10 protein-coding genes, 1 tRNA gene and 1 pseudogene are annotated in these 9,922 nt (G+C 39.1%); 5 read left to right on the forward strand and 7 right to left on the reverse strand.

Going from position 1 to position 9,922, the window contains the following annotated elements:
• Positions 1–43: 43 nt before the first annotated feature.
• The 3 genes from DXN04_RS31885 to DXN04_RS31895 all read left to right on the forward strand — a co-directional run bounded on the left by DXN04_RS31885 (position 44) and on the right by DXN04_RS31895 (position 2,324).
• On the forward strand, positions 44–1,072 hold the full coding sequence (locus DXN04_RS31885; RefSeq protein ID WP_116857483.1) for a sterol desaturase family protein: 1,029 nt from the start codon (positions 44–46) through the stop codon (positions 1,070–1,072).
• The gene (locus DXN04_RS31890) at positions 1,053–2,105 is read left to right on the forward strand and encodes an NHL repeat-containing protein (RefSeq protein ID WP_116857484.1); all 1,053 of its coding nucleotides are present in this window, start codon (positions 1,053–1,055) and stop codon (positions 2,103–2,105) included. Before DXN04_RS31885 ends, DXN04_RS31890 begins: the two co-directional genes overlap by 20 nt.
• Before the next feature lie 135 nt (positions 2,106–2,240).
• A tRNA-Leu gene (locus DXN04_RS31895) sits at positions 2,241–2,324 on the forward strand.
• A 532-nt stretch (positions 2,325–2,856) separates the two neighbouring features.
• Here the strand turns inward: DXN04_RS31895 and DXN04_RS35520 are convergent.
• The 5 genes and pseudogenes from DXN04_RS35520 to DXN04_RS31920 form a co-directional block, all read right to left on the reverse strand.
• Positions 2,857–3,858: pseudogene (locus DXN04_RS35520) on the reverse strand (recombinase family protein); the annotation flags it as partial.
• A complete protein-coding gene (locus tag DXN04_RS31905) occupies positions 3,794–4,060 on the reverse strand; it encodes a hypothetical protein (RefSeq protein ID WP_116857485.1) in 267 nt (88 codons plus the stop codon). The gene DXN04_RS31905 and the pseudogene DXN04_RS35520, both read right to left, overlap by 65 nt.
• 244 nt (positions 4,061–4,304) lie before the next feature.
• Complete coding sequence (locus DXN04_RS35955; RefSeq protein WP_116857486.1) at positions 4,305–4,562, reverse strand: helix-turn-helix domain-containing protein; 258 nt, start codon at positions 4,560–4,562, stop codon at positions 4,305–4,307.
• Positions 4,559–5,464, reverse strand: a complete 906-nt coding sequence (locus DXN04_RS31915; RefSeq protein WP_116857487.1) for a HEPN domain-containing protein — start codon at positions 5,462–5,464, stop codon at positions 4,559–4,561. Before DXN04_RS31915 ends, DXN04_RS35955 begins: the two co-directional genes overlap by 4 nt.
• Before the next feature lie 9 nt (positions 5,465–5,473).
• Entirely contained in the window at positions 5,474–6,220 is a 747-nt protein-coding gene (locus tag DXN04_RS31920; protein WP_116857488.1) for a sensor histidine kinase, read from the reverse strand.
• Positions 6,221–6,688: 468 nt separating this feature from the next.
• On the opposite strand from DXN04_RS31920, the gene DXN04_RS31925 reads away from it, so the two are divergent.
• Complete coding sequence (locus tag DXN04_RS31925; RefSeq protein ID WP_233525734.1) at positions 6,689–6,940, forward strand: helix-turn-helix transcriptional regulator; 252 nt, start codon at positions 6,689–6,691, stop codon at positions 6,938–6,940.
• A gap of 360 nt (positions 6,941–7,300) precedes the next feature.
• Here DXN04_RS31925 and DXN04_RS31930 read toward each other — a convergent pair whose 3' ends face one another.
• The gene (locus tag DXN04_RS31930; RefSeq protein ID WP_147320127.1) at positions 7,301–7,741 is read right to left on the reverse strand and encodes a hypothetical protein; all 441 of its coding nucleotides are present in this window, start codon (positions 7,739–7,741) and stop codon (positions 7,301–7,303) included.
• Between the two features lie 237 nt (positions 7,742–7,978).
• Positions 7,979–8,761, reverse strand: a complete 783-nt coding sequence (locus DXN04_RS31935; protein WP_116857490.1) for a hypothetical protein — start codon at positions 8,759–8,761, stop codon at positions 7,979–7,981.
• 184 nt (positions 8,762–8,945) lie between these two features.
• On the opposite strand from DXN04_RS31935, the gene DXN04_RS31940 reads away from it, so the two are divergent.
• The gene (locus DXN04_RS31940) at positions 8,946–9,374 is read left to right on the forward strand and encodes a hypothetical protein (RefSeq protein WP_116857491.1); all 429 of its coding nucleotides are present in this window, start codon (positions 8,946–8,948) and stop codon (positions 9,372–9,374) included.
• The last annotated feature ends 548 nt before the right edge of the window (positions 9,375–9,922 follow it).

Here is a 9,922-nt window from a genome sequence, read left to right on the forward strand (position 1 = left end):
AATTTAAATTTTTGTAGTTTAATCGTCCATCCAATATCCACGTATGTCACTTTTCCACACATTGTACGACGAACTTATCGGCTTCCTGGGGCTCAATGCCCTGCTAGACATGTACCACACAGGGAACTACCAGTCTCTGCTGACTTTAAACGGTATTTTAGGAGCCGTTTCCCCGGTTCTCCCCTTCCTGTTATTGATCGAAATAACACGCGCCATCGTTTATAAAAGGTTCAAGATAGAGGACTATCGCATGCCTTTTCTTATCTTCATTATTAACCGTGTCATCGGCCGTTTCCTTTCTATCGCCGCAATTGCGTTTTGCATTGGCGTATTTGAAAAATATGCCATCTTCAAAACGACCTTCACCTGGTACTGGCTCATCTATGGCTATATCATCTGGGAATTCGGCCACTTTCTTTACCATTACTGGGGTCACAGGGTTCGCTTATTCTGGTGCCTGCATGCCACGCATCACATGCCCCAGACCATGAACCTTTCTGTCAGCTATGCACACTTCTTCCTGGAAGGTGCTTATGCTGATATCATCCGCACCACAGTATGTATACTGATGGGCGTAAATCCTCCTCTCCTGTTTTTCATTATGTTTATCGATGGCTTTTGGGGCGGGTTTATACACGTCGGAGAAAATGTGCTTAAAAATGGAAGATTAGGCTTCCTCAATAAATGGATCCTGACTCCCTCTCACCATCGTGTGCATCATGCAAAGAATCCATTATACATGGATACCAACTTCTGCAACCTGCTAAACATCTGGGACAGGGTCTTTGGCACCTATCAACACGAGGATCCTAAAGAACCGGTTCAATATGGGGTAACACGCAATGTGAACAACCGCAATTTCTTCGATGTCTATTTCGGCGAATTCTATTACCTGGCACTGGATGTATGGAAGGCCCCCGGCATCCTGAACAAGGTCCGTTACATCTTCATGCCTCCGGGATGGAGTCATACAGGTGATCATAAAACCGCTGTCACCGTAAAGCGTGCCTACCTGGAATCGTTAAAACAAACGCCTTCAACAACCACACAATATGAAGCAACAACCAGTTAATACGAATACCTCGCGCAGACAATTCATCCGCAATACATCCTTATCGCTCGGTGGCCTTTGGCTGACCAATGGTCTGCTGGCCAGGGATAAAGGTCCGGTTTACGGCCACAATCATGTTCAGTATACCCTTGATACCGCCTGGAGTAAATGTAATCCACAGCAATATCCTGTGAATGACTGTCATGAAATGGTGCAGGATAAAAAAGGCCGCATCTTCTTACTTACGAACGAAACAAAAAATAATATTCTCATTTACGATACGAAAGGACAGTTACTCAATTCCTGGGGACATGCATTCCCCGGCGCACATGGATTGACCATTCATGATGAAAACGGGACTGAATTTTTGTATATCACAGATACGGTGAAGCACCAGGTTTATAAAACCACTTTAAGCGGCGAAATACTGCTTAAAATCGATGCGCCGATGGATAGTAAGTTATATTCACAGGCGGAGAAATTTGTGCCTACAGAAACCACTATAGCGCCCAATGGGGATATTTTCATTGCTGATGGTTATGGAGAGCAGTATATCCTGCATTATGATAGTAAGGGACATCTGCTGAATTATTTTGGTGGGCGAGGTAGTGGGGATGAGCATCTTGATAATGCACATGGCATTTTGATTGATCCAAGGAGGAATGATGGCTCCCTGCTGGTCACTGACAGGACCAGGAATTGTTTTAAGCGTTTTAGCCAGGATGGGAAATTATTGGATATTATACATCTGCCGGGAGCTTGCGTATGCCGGCCGGTGGTGCAGGGGGAGTTTTTGTATGCGGCGGTATTGAGGTCGCCGGATATGGATAAGGAAGGGAGTGGGTTTGTGACGATCCTTGATAAGGATAATAAGGTGGTGAGTAATATTGGGGGGAGTGAACCGGTGTATCAGGATGGGCAGCTTCAGGCTATGTACCAGACGGATAAGATCTTTTTTCATCCGCATGATGTGTGTGTGGACCGGGATCATAATTTGTATGTGGCACAGTGGGCTTCGGGGAAGGTGTATCCTTATAAGTTAAGGAGGGTTTAATAAGGGATTGATATTCCGTGAGATTTATGTGTACTGAATAAGGGTAATCCGGTAAAATTTCAGAATTTTTGAAAAAATATTTTGTAATTAGAAATAAAGGTCAGACATTCGCGGTCCTGAAACACAATATCAGTTGCCCAGATGGCGAAATTGGTAGACGCACTGTGTTCAGGTCGCAGCGCTCGCAAGGGTGTGCTGGTTCGAATCCAGTTCTGGGCACAAAGGCGGAAAGGTCGGAGATATCTCCGACCTTTTCTTGTTTTAGGGGGTCAAGGTCCGCTCTGGATCGCGTTATCAGCTCTAGTAGTACATGAGGTTCGGCGGTTCGAAGTCGGTTATCCGAGAAAATTAGTTTTTCAGGGAATATCGAACCAATGATTTGTTTTTTGCCGATTGGGGAAGCTGTAATGTAGCGGGCGGCTATGTTTTTTATAGTTTCTCCCCCGTGGGATAAGTATTCAGAGTAGTTATCTTTAGCAGATAATAACTTTGTCTTTCTCTTTTCAAGTTCTTCTATCTTCTTTAAAAGGTCAGCTTTTATGTCCTTGAATTCTTCTGCGGTAAATTCATCGTCTAATCTCATAGATCGGGCGTTTTGTATTCTTTGATAGTACTTGTCGATATCGGTCTGTATGCCTTTTAATTCTTGCTCTTGTTTCTTATTGTCAGTCTGTAGGGAGGTGCGAATAATTTGACAGTAGTAGTCAATGATGGGAGCATTCACAGCAATCTTGCCGAGTTGCTTTACAAAGATCTCGTTGGCTGTTTCAGCCCGAAACCGCTCCTTGCACAATTTGACTGACTGGCAGTGGTAATAATAGTATACACCTCCATTACCACGAGAACCACTTCCACTTAATGGTTTCCCACAACGCTGGCAGATCAGAAATCCCCTAAGAGGTAGGTGAATATCGATTTCCGTAAAGGCATTAACCCTCACCTTTCGCTTCTTACCCATCAATACATCCTGAACATCATCAAACAATTGTTCTGACACAATTGGCTGATGAATCCCTTTTACGCAATGCGCTGCCTCGTTCTTATACGCTGCAAGAAAGACTTTGCCGCAATAGACAGGATTACGTAACAGGCTCCAGAATTGGCTACGTCCAATCTTTACCCCTTTTTGGTTTACCATACGTCTAAGTGTATCAATATCCCAAATACCCCTTGATAATTCCTCAAATGCCCATCTTACGATTTCCGACTTTTCATTGGGAATAAGTAGAGGCTTATTATGCGCATCACGTCCATTCTTATAGCCCAATGGAGCAATACCTAAATAGCGTCCCTCCTTCTTAGCCTTTCGCATACCATGTAAAGTATTCAACGCCCTTCTGTCATTTTCCACCTCTGGTGTGGTCAGGTAAATAGCCAACATAATTTTACTCTCCGGAATTTCCATATCCAAGGGCTGCTCTATAGACTGTGGTTCTACAGCATATTTTCTTAACCTGCCGATCATTTCATAAGCAGCAGCCACGTTCCTGGAAAACCTATCCCATTTGGAGAATAAGATCAAATCCACAATACCTTTGTTCTTGCTGACTACATTGAACATTTTCTGGAACTCTGGTCTGTCAAATGTTTTAGCAGAATGATCTTCCCGGTAAACGCCAATGACCTGAATGTTTTCTTTTTCACAGTAACGCATCAGTACATCTTCCTGATGAGAAAGACTGTAGCCATCAGCCTGTTCGTCTGTGCTTACCCTGGGATATAGGAATGCTTTTCGTTGAGTGATCATCATCATATGGTTTAATGTGAATAACTGGTGTATCGTTTCTTAAAGATTCTTCATAAATGGTAAGGTCAATGGCAGCTAACCGATATATGAAATCAACAATCAAGGCAACTTCCTCATCTGTATAAGCATATATATCTGCCTGTAGCAATTGTCTTGCGTCATCTAATGTTGGCTTAATGGGTAAATGGTGTTGGGCTTCCTGTTTCATGCTGATGATATATAAAACAAAAGTAGACCAACGTAAAATTCCACTTTCCGATTTAGGTTGTTTTAGGAAGAATTATGTCGAATTATGTTGAATTTTGTCGAATTATGTCACTACACTTCGTAATCAATAGAACATACTAAACGCATGTTCTATTGATTACGAATTGATTTCTTATTAAAAACAATTCAAAATTTTTCACTTCAATTTGAAGTCACACGAAAAATGGTTAAAATAATATTGAAGGCTAGTCACATTCTACGATATCCACCATTTGCACGTTATAGTATTTACAAAGATCACTGAACCTATTCAGGCCAAAGTTCTCATATTGACCTTTTTCTAATTTACTGATTATACTACGAGACATTTTTGTTTCCTTTGCAACAGCCCTTATACTTTTGCCATTGCTTTTGCGTAAATCACATAATTTTTTTCCTATACAAATTAGGTACTTCTGCGCCCTTTCGTTGAGTTCAGTATTTTTAATATTACGTCGGCTCATTTTTTATCATATTTTAATGGAAAACTGATTTGCTGATTACTTTCCAGGCTAAGTCGCTTCTTGTCATAAATCTCCTGAGCAATACTTAAAAAATCAGCCACCCTTACCCTCAATATATTTGCTACTTCTACAGACACAACATATTTATCATTATACCTGGATTCTGAATATGCTCTATTCAAAATATTAAAGAGATCCGTTTCTTCCTTTGTCTGACGAGGAAATACCATTGTGAGAGCATGTGAGAAATTGCCAATCAGCCCCAACAACCTGGATATATTATGTGTAGTAGGTCGAAATCCCATTATAACCCTCAGCACAGCAGCACAGGCATGCTCTACTGACTGATGCAGTTCAAAAACAGCCTGTTCATACCACCCATTAGAAAAACAAAAGTCCGCTGTAGTTAAAAATCGCTGAGACATCCCAAAATATCTATTCCAGCTATCATTAATCAAATCTTTTAAATCTGAAACATTACGTTCATTTGCTGCTACGGGCATTACCGATCCATTCATGTTAAATAATATTGTACCCTGATTATATACCGCTGATATAAACCTGCTGTTATTCTCGAAAGCATTATTAGCAGTTTCCAAATGCTGAGAAATTATAGCAACATTAGCACCCAATGATGTCGCACATTGCTCTGCCAGATCAGATATTTCATGGTTTGATCGCCTCTCATTACTATTAGTCAAGATCAAAAGATAGAAAGTGGGAATAGGTTTATCACCAAACATATTAGGCTCCCCAAAGCAACTCCAATGATTTATGGTATTTATACGATACCCATAGCAAATAATCTTTGCCGGACTAATAGCATTCACAATATTTTGAACTAACTGCGCTAGTAAATTCATGTGGAGCTTTGGCAGATTTTTGAAAGTAACTGTGTCCATGTTGGTTAATTAATGTTTAGTTGTTATGTTGGATTGTGAATCGATCATGAACAAAAATGAAGTTCCCCGCTTATCATTCCTACCAAGTAAAAGATCTCCCCCTAGTAAAGTTGCATATAACTTGCTGACATAAAGACCGAGCCCTGTACCTGAAAATCCGACTTCAAGAGATTGAAATGGTTGAAATAAAAGGTGAATTTTTTCTGCAGGAATACCCTTTCCATGATCAGTAATTTGAAATAAAAGCCGACCATCGCTCAAGTAACTGACGCTAATAGAAATACATGTACCGGAAGGAGCAAACTTAAAAGCGTTATCAATTAAGTTTTTTACTATCTGGCCTAATTTTATCTCATCTGTTGTTATATAATCCGGAACTGTTGTACGGAAATGCGCTTTAATTTTTACAGAACTCAAGGTTGATATAAGATCATACTGGCGAATCTGTAATTTTAGCCATTGGCGAATGTTGATTCGAGCTGGAGCCATTTTAACTGCCACATTATCGTTATAGAACCTGCTTGTTGCCATCATGTTATTTAAAACATGCAGCACATTCATACTCATAGCGTTAACATGAGAAAGATAAAAACGTTTGTCTTCCTTACTATCATTCTCGCTCAAAAGCATTTTGCTAATTGTACAAATACCGGAAATCTGAGATCTCATTTCATGAGCAAGCATTCCTATAAAAAGATGTGTTGAGGGGATATCATTTGAAGGAACGGCTTTAGATACTGTGCTAATTCCTAACATAAAAAATATTTAGAGGGTAAAAGGCATAGAAAGTCTAATCCCATAGCAGGATATCATTTAAAAAGATAACTGGGAATTTTTGGGAAGTTTTTGGGAGGAACGGGCAAAATAAAAGGTGCAGGCAATTCTTACCGGCGCTGAAGGGCTACGACACCCGAGACTCCAAATAAGAACGCCCACACCCATAGTGTGAGCGATTTACCTTATCACCTGGAGTCCTTGAAAGGTCGTAGTTTTCAGCACCAGACATAAAGCAAACACGCTTATAGTATTTTTGTGTTCGCGAAATTACAATTTTCTTTAACAAGTATTGTTCAATATCATTATTTTCATGCGGATACAATTGAGATTAAAATAAACATAAAATGGTTTTATTGCCATTTAAATGACAATAATAATCATTTTTATTTTATTTAATGTTATTTATTTGATTAAATAAGACTATTTAATGACTATAAAGTAACTTTAATGACTAATTTCCAATTAGTTAAATTTGCTTATAGCCATATAGGAATGAAAAAAACAGAATACAATAGGATAAAAATAGTGTTAGTCGAAAAGAAAAAGACTAATAAGGAGTTAGCAGCGTTTTTAAAGAATAAACCTGAGACGGTTTCTCGTTGGTGTACGAATGATAGTCAACCTAATATAGCTACGTTATTTAAGATTGCGAAGTTTTTGGGGGTAAAGGCGTCAACTTTATTAGTCGATCAAGAATAAATAAAATAATCATTATAACGGATACCGCTCTTTTCTGGATGAAATTGCCAGATCACCAGATAGGTGCTCTTTCTATGAGAAATATCAAAATGGCCTTGTATAATAGATACTAACCAATCGGATTTTCTCAAACTTATCGCTGGATTTGAAATAAAATAAGAAAACCATATCAAAAGTGCCTGGAAATTGGAAACTTGGCCGCTTAATTATTATCTAAGTATTGTCATAAATAACATCGAATTGGTATTTTGTTTACAAATACTATCCGACTGCGCAAAGAACACAGGAATAGAAAGATCAAACCATTCCGGCAACTGCCCAATCAGCAGATGTAAAAAGTGCCACAAGCACACACCCTACCTAATAATTCTGCTTTACCCGCACCGAAAAGCGATCGAAAACGATCGTATCAATTGCGTTACGGAAGGCATCTCCTAAAACTGTAAGGTCATCATCAATATCCGCCCCAGCATTGAGCAATGTAATATGTGGCTGAAAATACCTGGCTCCAAACGCGCTCCGAGAGTTATTACTTTGTTGCCTTCGACCTAGTATGCGCTTCGTTTCGTGAATGGATAATTGTTGCCGATAGCGATAGATTTTTTTACGAAATGCAGATCTGCGATGTACTCTCACGCCAATTTTGTGCCTACCAGGTATTAGATTGGGGCGGGGATTTTCACCACCGGGTGCCATCACCATGAATTTTAGGTCCATCGTATCAACAGCTAAATGACAATTTTGAGACACGCTCTGAATAGCAGGCATAGGTCTGCGAGAATGATAGATGGTTAAATGCATATTCCGAACAATTACTTCTGGGTCTAAACCACATTCGAAACGAAAGAAATTGAATATTTCTTCCTCGGATTTGCGACTAACTCTAAAATCCGCCCATACCTCAAACTTTGATAATATCCTATGCCTCATACATAACGAATAATAAATATATAACATATATAAGCAGCAGAAAATACGCCACACCATCTTTTTCCAATGATATTTCCAATAGAACACCTTGGGCAACTGATAGAACGATTAATTGAATTCAAAATGCGAACCATCAGGAAAATTAATAACCATCTTCACTCCCGATTCAATTAGCATACCAGCCAAATTGAAATAAGGTTTACAATCTTTTCCTTGAAAGGCAACAAACACTTTTGCACCTTCATAAAACGTCATAATCAGAGCTATTATACCTTGTTCATCTGGATCCATAAATTCATACCGGAAAATTTCAGGATTTAAACCTTCTTTTTTAGGTTTTTTAGGTTCTAATTCAATCCGTTTTCTGCAGAGCATTTTATAAGTCTCCATCTTTTCATTCTCGTAGGTAAGGAAGTCCAGAAGAATACGGCATTCGCCCTCAAACTGCTTACCAAACTTATGGAAATAAAGGCCGTGCGCTATATGTTGAAAACAGGAATGCAGCCTGTCAAAATGAGCTCGTCCTACCAATACTGGAAACTCTTTGCCTTGTCCCGATTTAATGATAGCTGGACGATAATCGCGCATGAATACGTTAACGAAGTCCTTACCGCTTCTCTCCATAGCTCTTCTCACCTTGGTATGAGCATGGAAAAAGCCGATGATATTACCTCCTACAATACCCGACATACAGGCCATCAGAAACTCATCATCTTTCGACTTTTTAGAATTATGCAGTTCACAAGAGGGAACGGTTATTAGATTGTTTCTGAAGATAGACGTTTTAATATCCTTTTTTTCAGGGAAGAGGCAGGCAGGTGATACATGCTCTTTTGAAGTTGCAGGTGCTCCGCACATATAGCAGTATTTTGACTGATTCTTTTTTCCCATTAGTAGTGATTTAGTAAAAGCAGAGTCAGGTGATGCTCATGCCGCCAAGTCTTCGAATTTACTTCAAATTTGGGGAAATTTGATAATGCAGAAACTATAACTAAGACGCTAATAATTATACGAAACATTAATACTTGTGCTATCTTTCCAACAAATACCTTTTCGAACGCTTATCACTAATAAAATGCCTAACCTAGAATTAGAAAAGAGACACGTGCTACAACTGCTTGCATTAATAGCACAATCAGCAATAGATGTTACTCTTCAGAACCCTCCTGAACCTGATTTTTCCATCCACCTCAATAACGAAATTATAGGCATCGAACATACCCAACTAATTAGGAAGGAAGACAGCAGTGGCGTTAACATCATGGCCCATACCAATTTTGCAAACCAGATTATGCGAAAGGCGAATGGTATTTTCCGGCAAAAGCGTGAGGATTGCCTTATGGCTCAGGTGGATTTTAAATTCCCCAAAATGAATATTCGTCTTCCTCATATTATAACAGTATGCTTTCTTCTTTTTTTATTGCTATGGGAGCATATATTTACCAATTCCATGGAGGGTTATCAGGATTACAAGGGGATTTTGGCACCTTTGGAGATTATTTAAATCCAGTATTAACATTAATAAGCACCTGTTGATAGGATTTATTACAATACGTGCTAATGCTCTAACTGACTCTTTCAATTGGTTAGAGCATGATCTTTCTTTCTTCTAGGGCTAATGATGTAATACAATCTTACACCCAAATTCAGTTACAACCACAACTATTTTTAATCAACTCAATCCTACAGTTAAGCAAAATACAAGATGATGAATCTTGGATAATAAAAAATGTATATGAGGCTTCTGCCATAAATATTTTGGTTAGAATGAAACTTGATAGATCCTCTCCGTCATTTACCAAATGGGTGTCAGAAAGGCTTTGAAGCTTGTGGGGCTTCACTTAAAACCAAGTGGGCTAATAATATTTCAAAAAGAAATACAAGTGCGCAAATAAACTGCGTACTTCCTCCTCAATTTCGTGATGATAATAATTGTTCTATTATTATGCAAAATACCAAAACGATTAACTTCAGTGTAATGATTCGGTTCTCGGCATCTATGAACCCGTCACCAGAGACATTATCTTTGCCTCAGTTCTTCTTCCAGTTGTT

It is taken from the genome of Chitinophaga silvisoli, assembly GCF_003412465.1.
GTDB lineage: Bacteria > Bacteroidota > Bacteroidia > Chitinophagales > Chitinophagaceae > Chitinophaga > Chitinophaga silvisoli.

Coding starts and splice junctions, on each gene's coding strand:
- DXN04_RS31885 (WP_116857483.1), top strand. CDS start 44: ATGTCACTTTTCCACACATTGTACGACGAACTTATCGGCTTCCTGGGG.
- DXN04_RS31890 (WP_116857484.1), top strand. CDS start 1,053: ATGAAGCAACAACCAGTTAATACGAATACCTCGCGCAGACAATTCATC.
- DXN04_RS31905 (WP_116857485.1), bottom strand. CDS start 4,060: ATGAAACAGGAAGCCCAACACCATTTACCCATTAAGCCAACATTAGAT.
- DXN04_RS35955 (WP_116857486.1), bottom strand. CDS start 4,562: ATGAGCCGACGTAATATTAAAAATACTGAACTCAACGAAAGGGCGCAG.
- DXN04_RS31915 (WP_116857487.1), bottom strand. CDS start 5,464: ATGGACACAGTTACTTTCAAAAATCTGCCAAAGCTCCACATGAATTTA.
- DXN04_RS31920 (WP_116857488.1), bottom strand. CDS start 6,220: ATGTTAGGAATTAGCACAGTATCTAAAGCCGTTCCTTCAAATGATATC.
- DXN04_RS31925 (WP_233525734.1), top strand. CDS start 6,689: ATGACTAATTTCCAATTAGTTAAATTTGCTTATAGCCATATAGGAATG.
- DXN04_RS31930 (WP_147320127.1), bottom strand. CDS start 7,741: ATGCATTTAACCATCTATCATTCTCGCAGACCTATGCCTGCTATTCAG.
- DXN04_RS31935 (WP_116857490.1), bottom strand. CDS start 8,761: ATGGGAAAAAAGAATCAGTCAAAATACTGCTATATGTGCGGAGCACCT.
- DXN04_RS31940 (WP_116857491.1), top strand. CDS start 8,946: ATGCCTAACCTAGAATTAGAAAAGAGACACGTGCTACAACTGCTTGCA.